This is a genomic window from Halococcus agarilyticus, assembly GCF_000334895.1.
GTDB lineage: Archaea > Halobacteriota > Halobacteria > Halobacteriales > Halococcaceae > Halococcus > Halococcus agarilyticus.
In genome coordinates this window covers 1-16,252 of the sequence record NZ_BAFM01000015.1, presented here as the reverse complement: position 1 = coordinate 16,252, position 16,252 = coordinate 1, and the positions used below count along the sequence as shown (strand labels likewise).

Here is a 16,252-nt window from a genome sequence, read left to right as displayed (position 1 = left end):
CACCGACGGCACGTCTTCGAGGACCGCCGGATGTCCGGACCGGTCGCACCGCCGTCGCTGGAGGGACCAACCCAACCATGACACGAACGAACGAGAGACGTCGGAGCCTGCTTCTCGCTGGCGTGATGGTGCTGGCGGCCGCCGTCGGTGCGGTCGGCGCGGCCGGGACGGTCGGTGCACAGGACGGCGGCAACGAGACCGGCAACGCGAGCGTGGAGAACTTCTACGACCCGCCGGCGGACGATCCGCTGAACGCACGCTTTCGGGACTGCTGTGCCAACACCGTCGACTCGACCGACGGCGGCGTACTCAATTTGAACATCGTCTACGGTCCGGCGGACGGAGAGACGTACGACGTCGAGATCGCCGCGTCGGGGCTCAGCGACGATCGGGTCGACAAGATCACCTTCGGCAACGACACGAGCCTGCCGCCGACCGATCTCGATCGGACCGACATCGTCGGCATGAACTTCACCGGCGTCGAGGCCGGCGAGTACGACTTCACCGTGAGCGTCGTCGGCGAGGACGCGACGACCACGGTCCCGCTCGAAGTCACCGGCGAACCGTCGGCCGAGGAGCCCTCGAACGAATCCGCGGCAAACGAGACGGCCGAGGGAGCCACGACGGCCAACGAGACGACGACCAACGAGACGACGACCAACGAGACGGCGAACGGGACCACGTCGGAGCCGTCGGCCAACGAGACCGAAATGGGAGCCGAGAACGGCACGGCGATGGCGAACGGGACGGCCAACGAGACGACCATGGGCAACGGGCCGATGACGAACGCGACGGACGAGAACGTCTCGATCGTGGTGGAGCCGAGCGCGGCGAACGCGAGCGCGAACCACACGGTCTCGGCGGTCGTGATGGGTGAGAACGCCACCGGGAACCTGACCGAGGTCACAGTCAATTACGGCGAGTCCAACGCGAGCTTCGGGCTGGTGTTGAGCTCGCTGTTCTCGGTGACCGCCGGCGACACGGACGCCACCGCGAACGCGACCGCGGCGACGTACGGGCCGAACGGCCAGAACCTCACGATCGGGTTCGACGAGTCGATCGAGGTCAGCGAGGGTGACCAGATCATGATGACCTACGGCGGCGTGACGAACCCGCCGGAAGCCGGCAACTACACCGTGGGCGTCGCGGTCAACAACGGCTCCTTCGCGAACACCACCCTCGACGTCGCCGAGGCCAACGAGTCGATGATGACCACGACCGGGACGAGCGAAACGGAGACCACCGGAACCGAGACGACCGAGGGCGACACGACGGAGACGACCGGGATGAACGGTACGACGCAGGGAACGGACGAGACGACAGAAGGCGGGGCCACCACCGCCGGCAACGACGGAACCACCGGCGGTGACGGCGGGGAGACCGCCACGGACGGTGGTGGCGGCGAGCAGACGACCGAGGCCGGCGGGCCGGGCTTCACGCTGATCGCCGGCGTGGTGGCGCTGCTCGCGGCCGCACTCGTCGCTGCACGGCGCGACTGAACGCGGTGTAGCGAGCGTTTCGGGTGGATTTTTCGGCGTTCCGTGATCGGTTCTCCGAGCCGATCGCTCGACCGGACCGACGAGCGAACGCCCTCAGTGACGTCGCCTCCGTTCGTCTCGTCCTGCCGTACATAATACCAAAAGGATTTTACGAGGGCGGTGTATCGCAGATACCGAAGTCACTCATGGGTGGTGGCGGCCTCCATCGCCGGGATCGGTCCGGGCGACCCGGCACAGAACGTCCATCGCCTCCATGAAACGGTGATCCATCGAACTATGACACGAACGCACGATACACGTCGGAGCCTGTTCCTCGCCGGGCTGGTAGTGCTGGCAGCCGCAGTTGGCACTGTCGCCGCGGTCGGAACGGTCGGCGCACAGGACGGTGGCAACGAGACTGGAAACGAGACGACGATGATGAACGGGACCATGGGCAACGAGACGACCATGGCGGGGACGACCATGGACAACGGGACGATGACGAACGCGACGGACGAGAACGTCTCGATCGTGGCGGAGCCGAGCGCGGCGAACGCGAGCGCGAACCACACGGTCTCGGCGGTCGTGATGGGTGAGAACGCCACCGGGAACCTGACCGAGGTCACAGTCAATTACGGCGAGTCCAACGCGAGCTTCGGGCTGGTGTTGAGCTCGCTGTTCTCGGTGACCGCCGGCGACACGGACGCCACCGCGAACGCGACCGCGGCGACGTACGGGCCGAACGGCCAGAACCTCACGATCGGGTTCGACGAGTCGATCGAGGTCAGCGAGGGTGACCAGATCATGATGACCTACGGCGGCGTGACGAACCCGCCGGAAGCCGGCAACTACACCGTGGGCGTCGCGGTCAACAACGGCTCTTTCGCGAACACCACCCTCGACGTCGCCGAGGCCAACGAGTCGATGATGACCACGACCGGGACCGAGATGACGACCACCGGCATGGAAGGCAACATGACGACCACCGGCATGGAAGGCAACATGACGACCACCGGCATGGAGACGACCGAAGGCAGCACGGAGACCGCTACTGAAGGCGGCGGCGATACTGCCACTGACGGCGGCGGTGGCGGCGAAGAGACGACGACCAGCAGCGGTAACGGGCCGGGCTTCACGCTGATCGCCGGCGTGGTGGCGCTGCTCGCGGCCGCACTCGTCGCTGCACGGCGCGAATAACCCCTCTCGACGATCCTTCTCGCGGCTTTTTTGACGGCGTGAGCCGATCGACAGTCGACAGCGGAGCGAACGAGCCTTGCAGTGCTCCCCCTCGAGAACCAGCGACGCCGTTTCGAAGTCGAGCCCGTCCCCTCCGATCGCCGAGGTCCCGTGGTCAGGCCTCGTCGTCCGTGGCGAAGACCTCGTCGTGGAGCCGACCGGTGACGACGTCCATGAGCGATTCGAGGTTCACCGTGTCGGCACGGTTGTACGACACCAGGGTCGAGAGCGCGCGATCGTCGCCGCGTTCGTACTGGTGCCACAGCCGGACCGCGTCCCGCCCCGAGAGCTCCGGCCGATCGCGCTCGATCCCGACCGCGCGTTCGATTGGTTTCAGCCCACCGGTGAGCCCGAGCTGGCGGCACGGGTACATGAGATCGATGTGTGGGCGGTCGATGTCGAGGTCGAACGAACGTTCGAGGAAGGGGACGTCGAAGCGCTTGCCGTTGAACGTCACCAGGAGGCTAGCGTCGGCGAGCTGTTCTTCGACCGCTGTCCGGGTGAGATCCTCTCCGCGGACGAGCGTGGTCGTCTCGCCGGCACGGTGAAAGCTCACGGTCGTCACGTCGCTGTGACGTGCGTCGAGGCCCGTGGTCTCGATGTCGAAAAAACAGGTCGCGTTCCGGAAGTTCTCGTAGAGTCGCCACCGACTCGACGAGGGGAAGGCGTCGTCGAAGAAGGCGGCGTCGCCCGCGTCGAGGCGGTCGCGCGCGGTCGCGATGAACTCGCGGATGCGGCGCTCGGTCGTCGCGCCGACGCTCGAACCGTCGAACGCGTCCCAGTGGGTGATGCCCTCCGCCCAGAGCCGGCGTTCGGTCGCCTCCCCGACGCCGTGGACGGGGATGAAGCTGTTCTCGATGCGCACACTTCTCGAACGTGCGGTGTCGACCTAAACGCTTCTCTCGACGCCCGCGAGGGGCCAGTTCTCGTCTTCGATGAGCGCGGTCAGAGGACGGTCCCGTGTTTCTTGTCGGGCACCGACTTCTCGACGTCCTCGTAGAACGCGAAGCGTGCGCCGAGCTCCTCGCGGAGGTCGCTCGGCGGCACGATCTCGTCGATCACCACCTCGTTCGCCATCCGGTGGACGTCGATGTCCTCGCGGTACTCCTCGCGGAGTTCGGCCTCGCGCTCGGCGCGCTCGTCGTCATCCTCGATGTCGTCGAGCCGGTTGCGGTAGACCGCGTTGATCGCTGCCTCGGGGCCCATGATGGCGATCTCCCCGGATGGAAGGCCGAGCGTCGCTTCGGGGTCGTACGCCGGCCCGCTCATCGCGTAGATCCCCGCGCCGTAGGCCTTCCGCAGTACCACACACTGCTTCGGGACCGTGGCCGACGACGTGGCGTAGATCATCTTCTTGCCCTGTTCGAGGATGCCGTCCTTCTCGACCTGCGAGCCCGCCATGAACCCTGGCGTGTCACAGAGATAGAGTAGCGGGACGTTGTAGGCGTCACAGGTCCAGACGAACTCCGCGGCCTTCTCGGCGGCGTCGGGGAAGATCGCGCCCGCGCGGTGGGCGGGCTGGTTCGCCACCACACCCACGGGCCGGCCGTCGATCCGGCAGAACGCGGTCACGATCTCCGGGCCGTACTGCTCGCGGAGTTCGAGCACCGAGCCCTGATCGGCGACGCGGTCGATCACGTCGTGAACGTCGTACCCTTTGTTCGGTCGTTCGGGGATCACCGAATCGATCCCGTCGGGCGATCGTGCGGGCGGAGCACTATCGGCGCGAGGCGGTTTCTCGTCCGAGTTGTCCGGCAGGTAGGTGACGAGTTGGGCGACGAGCTCGCGGGCGTGCTCCTCGTCCTCGGCCACGAGATCGGCGCTGCCCGATTCGGCAGCGTGGACTTGTGCGCCACCGAGATCTTCCATGCTGATCTCCTCGCCGGTCACCATCTCGACCATCCGGGGGGAGGCGATGGCCATCGCGCTCATCCCTTCGACCATCACCGTGAAATCCGCAAAGACCGGTGTGTAGGCCGCCCCGGCGATGCAGGGGCCGTAGAGCACGCAGATCTGCGGGACGCGCCCCGAGAGCATCGAGTGGTTGTAGTAGTACTTCCCGATGCCCTCGCGGTTGGCGAAGAAGCCGGTCTGCTGGTCGATCCGACCCCCAGAGGAGTCCATCAAGTAGAGTACCGGACGGCCGGTCTTGAGCGCGCGCTGTTGCATCCGGAGGAACTTCTCGACGCCCTTCCCGGCCATCGAGCCGGCCTTCACGGTGAAGTCGTTCGCCATCGCGTGGAGCGTTCGGCCCTCGAACTCCGCCGCGCCGGTCAGGAGACCGTCGCCGGGCAGTCGGGTGTTCGGGTCCGGATCCTCGACTTCGGGGCTGTCGGGATGCCAGTCGTCGAAGCCCGCGAACCGGCCGTCCTCGAAGGTGAACCCGCCCTCGCCGAACCAGAGATCGAGTCGGTCGCGGACGAACAGCTTGCCCTGGTCGGCGAGCCGTTCTTTGTATTTCTCCGGCCCGCCGCGCTCGATGTCCGCGATCTCCTCGCGCAGGCGCTCCTCGCGCTCGGTCGGGCCGTGGTCGGCCGACTCGGCTGCCCCACCGGATTCACGCGACCGCGGCTCGGACTCGGATGACTCGGGTTCGGGCGGCTCGACGGTCGTCGTGGCATCGTCGGCATCGCCGACGTAGACCGTGACGCTCTCGCCGACGTGTTCGGCCAGCGCACTCCCGACGGCGCGTGCCTCCTCGTCGCTCGCGTCCCCGCCGATGCGGATGTCCATGTTCTTCGATGCGCAAGAATTGCGGAAAGGGTTTTCCATGCAGTTCCGCGCTGGATGGACGCGAAAGCGTCGGCACTTTGGCTGATGTCGCCGGTGTCAGTAGTATCGGAGACCGCTGCGGTGCCGACACAAACGAGAACCGCAGACCACACGCCTCCCCAGCCGACTCCTTCGCTCACTCCCGCTGGTCGTTCGCTCAGTCATCCCTCGCGCGAGTCGTGCGTTCGGTGGCACTCGCTACGCTCGCGCCACCCGCGCACTCCCGCGCGCCACTCCACCGCCACGCCGTCGGCAGTCGCGTCCGGCGATGGGCGTCCGAGCCACTCGAACCGCCTCAGCCCGAGACCGACTCCGCGAGCGCGACCGTCTCGTCGGTCGTCCCCTCGCTCACGACGGCGTGAGTGATGTCGCCGTCCGTCCAGACGACGATCGTTCGGCCCTGAAGCGTGGTCGCGGTGGCGTCGTCGCCGTTCACCGAGACGGCGGTCCCGTTCAGTTCGTCGTAGGGGAGGCTCTCGGCATCGGTCGTGAGGAGCGTGGCGTTCGATGCCCCGTTCTCGTACTGCTGGGCGACGGTCGTTCCGCCACCGGCGTTCGTGACGACCGCTCCTTCGAACGCGAACCCGTCGGCGTCGAGCGTCGCGAGGTCGCGGTCGGTCGCGTCCTGCGTTGCCCCGAACTCGTCGTAGGTCGTCGATCCGACCGCGCTGTCACGGGCTGTCGGCGGCGCGAACGTGCTCTCGTCGATGCTGACGTTGAACCGCTGGTCGTCGTAGCGCACGACGGTCGCGTTCGTGCCGTCGCTCACGCGCTGTTTGAGCACGCGATCGTCCTCGGTCGCGACCCAGACCGTCCCCTCGACGTCAATGCTCTCGTTTTCGTGTGCCATCTCGACGACGTGGGCCTCGGTCCCGTCGAGCGTCTCGGTCCCGGTCAGGGTCGCGCTGAGGTTCGTCTCGGACCAGTTCGCGGGCATCGATCGCTCCGCGTCCGCCCACTCAGTCGTCAGCGACTCGCAGTCGATGGCGGAGACGTTCGCCTGCACTGCCGAGACGTTCACACCGTCCGGAACGTCGGTCCGGTCCGTCAGTTCGAACCCGCTCGCCTCGTCCCGAACGGCCTCGCAGAGTTCGTTCGCGTCCCACGACGACGCGCTCTCGACGTTCCACGTCCGCTGGACGCCGACCTCGGGGGCCGAGACCCACGCGACGCTTTCGTTCGTTCCTGCGGTCATCGTCGTGTCGTTGTACGTCGCGCTCACGCGTGCGCCCTCCTCGGCGAGCGCGTACTCGACGGTCGCCGATCGTTCGTCCGTCGCGTTCGAGACGGTGACGTCGGCGCTACCGGTCAGAGTTTCGGCGTTCCGATACTGGTCGTGAGCGTTTTCGAGAACCGTTTCCCCGGACGGTCCATCGGGAGTCGACTGGGCGAACGCCACGCCGCCGACGGCCCCCACGACGAGCACCAGCGCGAGGGCGACGGCGGGCGAGACGCGCCCGCGATCCCCGCGACTGTCCTCTTGGTCAGCCATCGAACGGTGTTGGAACTTGTGGGCTAAATACTCACGGTCAGTCGTCCCGACGGATCGGCGTGAAAGAATCTTGCACCGCCGCAGCGGCGCGAATCCCGGAAATCTTCATGGTTCTGAGTCCCGTAGCGATTCTCAGTGAGCCAGTCTGCCTCTACGACGACATCGGCCGAGGACACGCCTGTCGTTCGTCTCGAAGACGTCCGGAAGACCTACGATCTCGGCGGCACCGTCGAGGCGCTCGCTGGCGTCTCGCTGACGCTCGAGGAGGGATCGTACACCGCCGTCATGGGCCCGAGCGGGTCGGGCAAGAGCACCCTGCTGAACCTCGTGGGCGCGCTCGACACCCCCGACGAGGGGCACGTCACGGTCGCGGGCCACGACGTCGATACCGACTCCGAGGACGACCGTGCCGCGATCCGCGGAACCGAGATCGGGTTCGTCTTTCAAACGTTTAACCTGATGCCCCGATCGAACGCCGTCGAGAACGTCACGCTGCCGCTGGTGTTCGACGACTGGTCGCGTGATCGACGGCGCGAGCGCGCACAGGACGTACTGAAACGGGTCGGCCTCGGCGACCGACTCGACCACCGGCCCAACGAACTCTCGGGGGGCCAACGCCAGCGCGTCGCGATCGCGCGGGCGCTCGCGTCCGATCCGACCGTCCTGCTCGCCGACGAACCCACGGGCAACATCGACACCGAGACCGGCGGCGACATCATGGCGCTGCTCGGCGAGGTGAACGCTCGCGGCAACACTATCTTACTCGTGACCCACGAGCGCCGGATCGCCGAGCACGCCGATCGGATCGTCCACATCCGCGACGGCGTGATCGAATCGATCGAGTCGCTCGACGACGAGCACGATCCCACTGATCGAGGCAGCGACGGCCCCGACGATCCCGATGGCGATCCCAGGGAGGACCCCGGCGAACGCAGCGACGACGGGTCGGCGCGCGATCGGTCCGCGGAGCGCGAGTCGGCGAACGGCTCGGCCGGGCGGGGCAAGTAACGATGGATCTTCGGGAGACCCTACGGATCGCGGGCCGATCCATCCGGTCACACAAGCTCCGGTCGGTGCTGACGGTGATCGGCGTCGTGATCGGGATCGCATCGGTGGTCACGTTCGCCACGTTCGGGGCGAGCGTCGAGGCCGACATCGTCGGCGACATCGGGAGTACGACCGCGAGCAACGTCTACGTCCTGCCCACGCCGGGCGGTGAGGACGGCGGCGGTGGCCCCGGACCGGGGATCGGCGGGCTCGCACAGCCGGTGTTCACGACCGGCGACGTCGAGGGGTTGCGCGAGATCGAGGGCGTCCGCGAGGCGCTGCCCCGGGGCAACGTCCGGATAAACGCGCTCAGTCACGCGAACGACACCGTTTCGCGGAACCAGATCACCGCGACCACGCCCGCCGCCTTTCCGGCGGACGCGATCGTCGCGGGCCGGGCGTTCGATTCCGGCGAGCAGGAGGTGGTCGTGAACCGGGCCGCCACACGAGCCTTCGAGGCGAACCTCTCGGTCGGCGACAGCCTCTCGATCACCCGCGTGAACGGCGAGCCGACCAGCGTCGAGGTCGTCGGGGTCGCGAACCGGACGAAAGGCCAGTTCTCGTTCGCCTCCTTCGGCGGCCAGCCCCGGTTTTACGTGCCGATCGAGCCGTTCTACCAGCGGACGGTCGAGAGCCCCTCGCTCGGGGTGAGCCAGAACGCCTACCCGCAGGTGACGGTCGTCGCGGATCCGGCACGGATCAACACGGTCAAGAGCGACGTCCAGGCGTTCCTCGGGGATTCGGACGCCGCCGAGCTGAAACCCGAGTCGGTCGAGCTGTCGGCCCAGACCAGCGGTGACTTCGTCGAGGACATCCAGGAGATCATCAATCAGGTCACGCGGTTCGTCACCGGGATCGCGGTGATCGCACTCATCGTGGGCGCGATCGGGATCGCGAACATCATGCTGGTGAGCGTCACCGAACGCACCCGGGAGATCGGGATCATGAAGGCCGTCGGCGCGCGCAACCGCGACGTGATGGGGCTGTTCCTCGCCGAGGCCACGGTGCTCGGTGGGGCCGGGGCGGTCGTCGGCCTTCCCCTGGGTCTCGCGGTGGCCTACGGTGCGACGGCGTACGCCGAAGTGGCGTTCACACCGGCGTACGTCTGGTTCGCCATCGCGGTCGGCGTCGGGGTGCTGGTCGGCGTCGTCGCCGGCCTCTACCCCGCGTGGCGCGCGGCTCGCGTCGATCCCATCGACGCACTCCGGTACGAGTGAGGCCCTGTACGATCGCCGTTTCGACCGCGCAACGTTGATGCGTGTCGTGAACGATTCCTTCGAGAGTGTACCGATGACCGACCGGAAGAACGCCATCAGACGGGCGTACGACGCGATCGCCGACGACTATCTCGACGAGCGCTCGGCCGAACCACCGGCGACGCCGCTTCTCGATGACTTCGCCGACCGACTCCCCGCGGGTGCGCGGGTGCTCGACGCCGGCTGCGGTGCGGGCACGCCGATCGCGGCGCGCCTGGCGTCGTCACTCGCGGTTGTCGGCGTCGACTTCTCGATCGAGCAGGTCCGCCGCGCCCGCGAGAACGTCCCCGAGGCGCGCTTCGCGCAGGGCGACATGACCCACCTCTCGTTCGCCGCCGACTCGTTCGACGCGATCTGTGCCCTCTACTCGCTGATCCACGTGCCGATGGACGATCATCCTCGGGTCGTGAGGGAGTTCCACCGCGTGCTGCGGCCAGGCGGCCTCGTGCTGCTCTCGATCGGCAGCGAGGAGTGGGACGGCAGCAATCCCGACTGGCTCGACACCGGCGTCGAGATGCACTGGAGCTTCCCCGACCCGGAGACGAGCATCGATCATCTCACCGGCGCGGGGTTCGAGATCCTCGAACGCCACACTGTGGAGGACGAACTTGGCGGTGCGTTTCCGATTCTCCTCGCGAAGAACCCCGATCCGTAGTCGGAGCGATCGAGAACCACTTCGAATCGACCGTCCGATTCGCTGGAGAGCGATCGGGAGCGATCATCCGTCGTTCGGCGACTCGCCGTCCCGTTGGAGCCGTTTTCGAATCGCCCGGACGCCGGTCGCGAGAACGGCGACGGCACCGATGAGCGCGGTACCGATCGCCATAATCCACGGCCCTCGCGGTTCCCACGCATCGTCGTCATCGGCATCCGAACGATCGGTCATCTCACTCGCCGCCGTCGATCGTGGTTTCCAGACGATCGATCAGGTCGGCGTTGCCGAGATGGACCGGCACCCGATCGTGGAGACCGTCGGGCTCGACGTCGAGCAGCGAGCGCTCGCCGTCCGAGGATTTCCCGCCCGCCGACTCGACGATGTACGCCATCGGGTTGCCCTCGAACTGGAGCCGGAGTTTGCCCTCGGGGGCGGATTCGAGCGCCGGGTAGGCGAACACGCCGCCGTAGGTCATGACTTGATTCACGTCGCCGATCATCGCGCCGCCGTAGCGGAGCTTCAGCGAGGTGTCCGACTCGATCCCCCGTGCGTACTCGGTGAACCCCTCAGTCCAGTCGGGCACTCGACCGCCGAACCCGTACACCGTCGGGTCGCCCGGCAGAGTGATGTTCTCACGGACAGTGTGACGGTCTCCGTCATCAACGACGTATTCGGTAGCCTGCCCATCGACGGCGGCCACCATCGTCGTGATCGGACCGAGGAGGACGTAGATGGCGGCGACGAGGTCCTGGCCCTGCGCCGGGAGCGGGGCGTCGTACACCGCGACGATCGTGCCCATCGCGTTGTTCGGCTTGAGATTCGAGGAGCCGTCGAGCGGATCGACCGCGACCGACAGCTCGCCGCTGCTGTCGCCGTCACCGCCGTCCGCCGTTTCGTCGTCGGCCCCGACGACCGCCTCGCGCTCCTCGCTCGCGTAGCTGTCGACGCCGTCGATCGCGAGCAGTCGTTCTTCGAGGAGCCGATCGGCGTGAACGTCCGCCGCGAGCTGATCTTCGCCGCTGGGGTTCTCGCCCTCGACGTACTCGCGTCGGCCGACGAGCCCCTCGCGGATCTCGGGGGCCGTCCCGGCGACGGCGTCGAGGATCGCCTCGATCGTCGATGCGTGACTCATCGGCTCAGGAGAGCGCGGCGTCGACCGACGCTTCCTCGAAAATAACCTCTTCGAGTGCGTCGAGGAGCTCGGTCGGGTTCTCGCGCTGCCAGATGTTCCGGCCGACCGCGAGGCCCGCGCCGCCGGCGTCGATCACGGCCTTCACGTTCTGGAGGAACGCCTCGTCCGAGACTTTCGATCCGCCGGACATGATGACGCTGGTGCCGTTCGGTCCGCCCGCCGCCCGCACGGCGTGTTCCATCGCGTCGCGGCTGCCGGGGTACTTGACCTTCGCGACGTCGGCCCCGAGCTCGAGCGCCTGGCGTGCGGCGTAGGCGATGGTTCCGGCACTCGTGTCGTCTTTGAGTCCCTGTCCACGAGGGTACGACCACATCACGGAGGGCAGATCGTACTCGCGGGCGGCCTCGTGGGCGTCGCGGAACTCCTCGGCCATCTCGATCTCGTGGTTCGAGCCACCGTAGAGGGTGAAGCCGATCGCGTCCGCGCCCAGGTCGGCGGCGTACTCGACCGAGCAGTTCACCGCAGAGTCCGGTTCGCCCATCCAGAGGTTCGAGGTGCCATTGAGCTTCGCCACCAGCGCGACGTCGTCCTCGTAGGAGGGGTAGTACCCCTCGGCGATCCCCTTCTGGACCGCGATCGACGTGACCGCGTCGTGGGTCGCGACGTCGAACACCGTTTGAGGATCCATCCGCTCTTCGAGCCCTTCGAAATCGGTCGGGCCGTGTTCGAGGCCGTGATCGTAGGCGAGGATCAGGATCTTGCCGTCCCGCGCGATCGCCGAGTCGTCCAGTGCGAGCATGCGTGAACCCACCCGCGATAGCGACTAATAGTTTGTGTGGAACACGGGGACAGACGACGGTGCGCCCTCGCTGGAGTTTTTGGCGGTGGCGCGCGGGAGGACGCGGAGCGTCCGACTCGCGCGGAGGTCTGCACGAGCGAAGCGAGTGCAGGCTCGTCAGAGCTGTGCTCTGATGGTGGATGACTGAGCGAACGACCCACGGGAATGAGCGAAGGAGTCGGTTGGGGAGGGTGTGGCCTGTGGTCTCTCGTTTGCATCGTGATCGTCGACGAGACGGTACTATCGTCAAATCCTGTAGCGGGGTCGTATGTCCCTCGGATAAACAGTATCCTCCGTCCCTGGTTGTATCGTGAGGTGGTGGTTCGGCGAAAGTCCCTCGTCACACGGGGCTCGGTGGGGGTAACTGCTCGTCATCACCACCGACCGATCGTAGCACACCGGAGAACAAAAGTTCCCTGTCGTGTGGATCAATCCGGACCGTCTGGATCGATCGAGTACGGTTACGCGAACACTTGACCGAACAGCGCGCTCTCACCCCGATGGAGTCGTTCGAGAAACGCCGACTTGCTGATGCCGACCTCCGCCGCGACCTCCGCAGCGGTCGCTCCACGCGGCACGGCGAAGTAGTCCATCCCGACGGCCGTCCGGAGCGCCTCCTCCTGGCGTGGGGTGAGATCCCACTGCTGGACCACCGTGCTCTCCTCGTCCGCACCCAGCGGGTAGGTGCGTTCGAGCGTGACGCCGACGGTCTCGCCGGCCGTATCGAGCACTCCGCGGAGGACCTCTTGGCCCACCACCGCGCCAGTGAGGGTCGCGCTGCCGTCGCGGTACCGCAGGGATTCGACCATGAAGCCCGCGCTCACGAGGTCGTGGACCACACAGAGATGTTTCGAGAGACACCGTCCGTTCCGCCGACCATCGACCGACGAGACGTGGAGATATCGGATCCGGTCGTCGGCATCGAGCGTCGTCACGAACTCCTCCGAATCGGGGGCGGTGAACCGGAGGAGTGCGTAGCCGTCGGCCCGGAGCTGGGGCGGCCGCGCGTCGACGGTCACGCCCGCCGTGCGTGTGGCGTCGGCCAGCGGACAGTCGTCGTCTTTCACCCGGAATTCGACCACGAGACACTCGTCGATCATCGGTGGGGGTATGACGCAGCCACATATATACCCCGTTCATGAACGGGTCAAGGTCTATCCGGTCCCGCCTACAAGATGGTGACAGAACGATGGATCTCGACACCGTAAAGGAACGCGCTGGACCGCGGGAGTTCAGCCCGAAAGACGACATGCCCGAGGAGTACCGCAAGGCCGCGACCCGAATGATCCAGTTCCACGCGAACTCCGAGATCATGGGGGCGTACCTCGAACGGCCGTTCATCCGGGAGGCCCCGAGTCTGGAGCGCAAACTCGCGTACTCGGCGAAGGTTCAGGACGAGCTCGGCCACGGCCAGCTCCTCTACCGGGCGGCCGAGTCGCTCGGGATCAAAAGTAGGGATCAGATGCTCAACGAGCTCGCCAACGGCGAGGGGAAGTTCCTGAACTGCTTCCACTACCCGATGGACTCGTGGGTCGAGGTGCCGATGATCGCCTTCTTCGTCGACGGGGCCGCGATGCGCCGTCAGGCGACTCTCCGGCGATCGAGCTGGGAGCCCTACGCCCACGCGATGGACAAAGTCTGCTTCGAGGAGGGGTTCCACATCAAACACGGCGAGAGCATCCTCGCCGAGCTCGCGAGCGGGTCGCAGAAAGAACAGGAGATGGTTCAGGACGCCTTCGAGACATGGTGGCCCCGTATCATCCAGTTCTTCGGGCCGACCGACGACAAATCGACCCACCACGACTTCGCCGCCGAGGTCGGGCTGAAACAGATGAGCAACGACGGGCTCCGCCAGGCGTTCCTGAACTCCTACGTCCCGAAGGCGAAGGAGTACGGTCTCGAGATCCCGGACACGCCCACGATCGAGCACGACGAGGAGTCGAACACCTACGAGATCGCCGAGGACGAACTCGACTGGGACGAGTTCTTCACCGTGGCGAAGAACGAGCTCGACTCGGGCAAAGAGCAGATCAACGCCCGCAAGGAGGCCCAGGACGCCGTGGCGTGGGTCCGCGAGAGCCTCGACGAGTACGAAGCAGCCACCGGCGGCCACGCGCCGCAGGCGGCCGACTGATCATGATCTGGGAAGTCTTCCGCCAAGAGAAGCCGGGCGAGTATCACACCCACTGCGGGAACGTTCATGCACCGGACCGCGAGATGGCGCTCATGTTCGCCCAGATCCAGCACGCCAGGCGAAAGCCGACCCACAGCCTCTGGGTCGCGCCGAGCGAGGAGATCAGCGAGGTCGACGAGAGCGAGGCGGCGTTCGGCGGGACGACCAACAAGGCCTACCGGTGGGCGACGAGCTACAACATCGAGCCGGTCGCCGAGGAAGTCGCGGACTCCGAGAGCGAACAGGCCGAGGCCGAGCGCGCCCGGGGTGAGAACTGATGGCCGCCACCGCCGACCTCTCGGCCCCCGGAGAGCTCTCGGACCGTGAGCGCGAGGCGGTCGAGGCGCTGCTCTACCGCCTCGCCGACGACGAGTTCGTGATCGCGGACCGGTACACCGACTGGCAGGTCCACGCGCCCACGATCGAGTCCGACATCGCGATCGCGAACATCGCCCAGGACGAGCTGGGTCACGCCCGGCTGTGGTACGACCTCCTGGAGGACTTCGGCTACACCGAGTCCGACCTGATCTGGGAACGCGATCCGGACACCTTCCGGCACAGCACGCTCTGCGAACTCCCGTTCGCCGACGGCGACTGGGCCGACGCGATCGTCCGATCGTACCTCTACGACGAAGCCGAACACCTCCGCCTCGGCGCACTCGAAGGCTCGTCGTACCCCCGCATCCGTAACCGGATCGGGAAGGTCACGAGCGAGGAGGACTACCACCGCGAGCACGCGGAGAACTGGCTCCGCCGGCTCGCGGGCGGTGACGAGGGTCGTGAGCGCGTTCAGGACGCCGTCGATCGGCTGTTCCCATACGCGCTCGCGCTCTTCGAACCGAGCGTGGCGCGAAGCGCCACGGATACGTCGAGCGGGCAGAGCCCGCGAGACGCTGGCGAGGTCGAGGACGACATCGACGACCTCGGACTCCGGACGCGAACCCTCGAAGATATGCGGACGGAGTGGATCGAGACCGTCACCGACACGCTGACTGCGATCGGGATCGACGTCGAGCGCCCGCACGTCGAGGACGGCCGCGTCGCTGCCGAGGACCTGCCCGAACACGTCGGTCGCGACGGCGACCACACCGAGCACTGGCGCACACAGTTCGACGAGATCACGAACACCTACCGCGAGCTCGAACGCCACGACGCCACCCGGCTGATGGAGGACCCCGACGATGAGTAGCGAGATGGATTCCATCCCTGACCCGGACGCCGAATACTGCGCGTACACCGACTACACCGAGGGCGAGGACGTCGACGGGCTGCCGGCGACCGGCGAGGACACGGAGGGCACCGAGCGCGACGTGTGGGACGCGCTCTACGGCGTCCAGGATCCCGAGATGCCCATCAGCATCGTCGACCTCGGGCTGATCTACGGCGTCGCCGTCGACGGGGATCACGCCGCCATCGACATGACGCTGACCTACACCGGGTGTCCCGCCCGCGACATGCTCCGCGACGAGATTCGCGAGACCATCGCGGGCGTGTCGGGAATCGAGTCGGTCGACCTCCGCCTGGTCTGGAGTCCCGGCTGGTCGATCGAGCTGGTGACCGACCAGGGGAAGGAGGATCTCCGCGAGTTCGGACTGAGCATCTGACCATGCCACACAGAAGCCTCGATCCGAGCGTCGACACGACCGGCAAACACGACCGCGCCGAGTGTCCGTACTGCGGCTCGACCGAGACGGAGCGCGAGCACCCGAAAGGGCCGTCGCTCTGTCGCTCGATGCACTACTGTCACGACTGCGAACAGCCGTTCGAGAAGTTCGAATAGCCGTCGTTCGTCCGACCCGGCGGCAGCATACTGCCTATATCCGTCGACAGACTCCCGAGCGTCGATTCCTTCCGTGGCCCTCCCCGTTCGCCACCGGTCGCCTCAATCGTCGTCGGTATCGGTCTCGAACTGACTCCGTGCTAGCTGTTCATAATACTCTGCTCAACCTGTCGAGGGTCGCTGTATTATGCCCGGTCGTTTCCGTTACTGTGCTCGTTCGACTCAATCCCTATCTGGGCTGCTGGCGGCCGGATCAACGCCGTTCGATGAAGCGAGACGGTGAACGTCGGCCCGCTTCCGAGGGGAAACTCAACGACAACAATACCGAGAGATAGGCGTCGAAAATTACAAAACATGTGATAATAGAGGAGGGTAGTCTCATGTATTCTTGAG

Annotated in this window: 16 protein-coding genes; 10 read left to right on the top strand and 6 right to left on the bottom strand. The window is 66.5% G+C overall.

Features of this window, described 5'->3' with window-relative positions; genetic code table 11:
• The first annotated feature begins 77 nt into the window (after positions 1-77).
• Positions 78-1,499, top strand: coding sequence for a PGF-CTERM sorting domain-containing protein (locus TX76_RS12440; RefSeq protein ID WP_079890828.1), 1,422 nt, complete (start codon positions 78-80; stop codon positions 1,497-1,499).
• Positions 1,500-1,775: 276 nt separating this feature from the next.
• Positions 1,776-2,675: a PGF-CTERM sorting domain-containing protein gene (locus TX76_RS12435; protein ID WP_154019072.1), complete on the top strand. Its 900-nt coding sequence runs from the start codon at positions 1,776-1,778 to the stop codon at positions 2,673-2,675.
• Positions 2,676-2,829: 154 nt separating this feature from the next.
• On the opposite strand, the gene TX76_RS12430 is transcribed toward TX76_RS12435, so the two are convergent.
• The 3 genes from TX76_RS12430 to TX76_RS12420 all read right to left on the bottom strand — a co-directional run bounded on the left by TX76_RS12430 (position 2,830) and on the right by TX76_RS12420 (position 6,978).
• Positions 2,830-3,579, bottom strand: coding sequence for a ribonuclease H-like domain-containing protein (locus TX76_RS12430; RefSeq protein WP_049902816.1), 750 nt, complete (start codon positions 3,577-3,579; stop codon positions 2,830-2,832).
• Positions 3,580-3,659: 80 nt separating this feature from the next.
• A complete protein-coding gene (locus TX76_RS12425; RefSeq protein ID WP_049902815.1) occupies positions 3,660-5,447 on the bottom strand; it encodes an acyl-CoA carboxylase subunit beta in 1,788 nt (595 codons plus the stop codon).
• Between the two features lie 334 nt (positions 5,448-5,781).
• The gene (locus tag TX76_RS12420) at positions 5,782-6,978 is read right to left on the bottom strand and encodes a hypothetical protein (RefSeq protein WP_049902814.1); all 1,197 of its coding nucleotides are present in this window, start codon (positions 6,976-6,978) and stop codon (positions 5,782-5,784) included.
• Between the two features lie 135 nt (positions 6,979-7,113).
• Between TX76_RS12420 and TX76_RS12415 the strand changes: the two genes are divergently transcribed.
• The 3 genes from TX76_RS12415 to TX76_RS12405 are packed head-to-tail and all read left to right on the top strand — an operon-like array spanning position 7,114 to position 9,936.
• Positions 7,114-7,986 (top strand): ABC transporter ATP-binding protein, encoded by an 873-nt coding sequence (locus TX76_RS12415; RefSeq protein WP_049902813.1) that lies wholly within the window; start codon positions 7,114-7,116, stop codon positions 7,984-7,986.
• A 2-nt stretch (positions 7,987-7,988) separates the two neighbouring features.
• Positions 7,989-9,242 (top strand): ABC transporter permease, encoded by a 1,254-nt coding sequence (locus TX76_RS12410; RefSeq protein WP_049902812.1) that lies wholly within the window; start codon positions 7,989-7,991, stop codon positions 9,240-9,242.
• 46 nt (positions 9,243-9,288) lie between these two features.
• Positions 9,289-9,936 (top strand): class I SAM-dependent methyltransferase, encoded by a 648-nt coding sequence (locus TX76_RS12405; protein WP_228842373.1) that lies wholly within the window; start codon positions 9,289-9,291, stop codon positions 9,934-9,936.
• A 232-nt stretch (positions 9,937-10,168) separates the two neighbouring features.
• On the opposite strand, the gene TX76_RS12400 is transcribed toward TX76_RS12405, so the two are convergent.
• The 3 genes from TX76_RS12400 to TX76_RS12390 all read right to left on the bottom strand — a co-directional run bounded on the left by TX76_RS12400 (position 10,169) and on the right by TX76_RS12390 (position 13,006).
• Positions 10,169-11,068: a class 1 fructose-bisphosphatase gene (locus TX76_RS12400; protein WP_049902811.1), complete on the bottom strand. Its 900-nt coding sequence runs from the start codon at positions 11,066-11,068 to the stop codon at positions 10,169-10,171.
• Between the two features lie 4 nt (positions 11,069-11,072).
• Positions 11,073-11,867, bottom strand: coding sequence for a class I fructose-bisphosphate aldolase (locus tag TX76_RS12395; RefSeq protein ID WP_049902810.1), 795 nt, complete (start codon positions 11,865-11,867; stop codon positions 11,073-11,075).
• 500 nt (positions 11,868-12,367) lie between these two features.
• A complete protein-coding gene (locus TX76_RS12390; protein WP_049902809.1) occupies positions 12,368-13,006 on the bottom strand; it encodes a helix-turn-helix domain-containing protein in 639 nt (212 codons plus the stop codon).
• An 89-nt stretch (positions 13,007-13,095) separates the two neighbouring features.
• Between TX76_RS12390 and paaA the strand changes: the two genes are divergently transcribed.
• The 5 genes from paaA to paaE are packed head-to-tail and all read left to right on the top strand — an operon-like array spanning position 13,096 to position 15,859.
• Entirely contained in the window at positions 13,096-14,040 is a 945-nt protein-coding gene (paaA, locus tag TX76_RS12385) for a 1,2-phenylacetyl-CoA epoxidase subunit PaaA (protein ID WP_049902808.1), read from the top strand.
• A 2-nt stretch (positions 14,041-14,042) separates the two neighbouring features.
• The gene (paaB, locus tag TX76_RS12380) at positions 14,043-14,357 is read left to right on the top strand and encodes a 1,2-phenylacetyl-CoA epoxidase subunit PaaB (RefSeq protein ID WP_006077189.1); all 315 of its coding nucleotides are present in this window, start codon (positions 14,043-14,045) and stop codon (positions 14,355-14,357) included.
• Positions 14,357-15,268, top strand: coding sequence for a 1,2-phenylacetyl-CoA epoxidase subunit PaaC (gene paaC, locus TX76_RS12375; protein ID WP_049902807.1), 912 nt, complete (start codon positions 14,357-14,359; stop codon positions 15,266-15,268). Before paaB ends, paaC begins: the two co-directional genes overlap by 1 nt.
• On the top strand, positions 15,261-15,683 hold the full coding sequence (paaD, locus tag TX76_RS12370) for a 1,2-phenylacetyl-CoA epoxidase subunit PaaD (RefSeq protein ID WP_049902806.1): 423 nt from the start codon (positions 15,261-15,263) through the stop codon (positions 15,681-15,683). Before paaC ends, paaD begins: the two co-directional genes overlap by 8 nt.
• Positions 15,684-15,685: 2 nt before the next feature.
• On the top strand, positions 15,686-15,859 hold the full coding sequence (gene paaE / locus TX76_RS18125) for a 1,2-phenylacetyl-CoA epoxidase subunit PaaE (RefSeq protein ID WP_195156053.1): 174 nt from the start codon (positions 15,686-15,688) through the stop codon (positions 15,857-15,859).
• The last annotated feature ends 393 nt before the right edge of the window (positions 15,860-16,252 follow it).